1 pseudogene is annotated in these 926 nt (G+C 60.4%); it reads left to right on the top strand.

From position 1 onward, the window contains the following. Positions 1–926 (top strand): annotated as a pseudogene (locus RFA01S_RS27240) (non-ribosomal peptide synthetase); the annotation flags it as partial.

Genomic DNA, 926 nt, shown 5'->3' on the forward strand with positions numbered 1-926 from the left:
AAGGACCATTTTTGTGGGGGGTGAGGCGTGCTCGCCCGAACTTGTCGATCGGTGGGCTTCAGGCCGAGAAATGATCAACTCCTACGGGTCCTACCGAAAGCACCGTTTACGCCTCTATGAGTGCGCCCATGAAGCCTGGTCATGGAGCTCCTATCGGTACGCCGGTGCCGGGTGATGCGTTGTTTGTGTTGGATTCCGGTTTGCGGCGGGTTCCGATCGGTGTGGTTGGTGAGTTGTATGTCGCGGGGCGGGGTGTGGCACGCGGTTATGTGCGACGGCCGGGCTTGACGGCATCGCGATTCGTCGCGTGTCCGCTCGGCCCTTTGGGTTCGCGGATGTATCGCACCGGCGATCTGGTTCGTTGGAATCACGACGGCGAGCTGGAGTATGTGGGTCGCTCTGACGATCAGGTGAAGATTCGTGGTTACCGCATCGAAATCGGTGAAGTGGAAGCAACACTCGCTGCCTTGACCGGAGTGGAGCGTGCGGCAGTGGTGGCCCGTGATACCGATACCGGCAAGCAGTTGATTGGCTACGTCGTACCTACCGAGGTGTCTGCGGGAATCGATGGTGGGGCGCTGCGCGAACGAGTTGCCGCGCGATTGCCTGCGTACATGGTTCCGGCCGTGGTGATGGTCATCGACGAGTTGCCGTTAACTGTCAACGGCAAGCTGGACAAATGGGCGTTGCCCGAGCCGCAATTCGCCAGCGGCGTTCACAGAGCGCCGTCATCTCCGGTTGAAGAAATTATCTCCGGCATTTTCACGAAGGTTCTCGACCTGCCGCGAGTCAGCGTGGACGACTCCTTCTTCGACCTGGGCGGCAACTCGCTCTCTGCGATGCGTGTCGTAGCCGCCGTGCAGGAAACCTTCGACTGTGAAATCAGCGTCCGTGCACTCATGGAAGCCCCCACCGTAGCGGGCCTG

Origin of the sequence: Rhodococcoides fascians NBRC 12155 = LMG 3623, assembly GCF_001894785.1 — a bacterium.
Taxonomy (GTDB): Bacteria; Actinomycetota; Actinomycetes; order Mycobacteriales; family Mycobacteriaceae; genus Rhodococcoides; species Rhodococcoides fascians.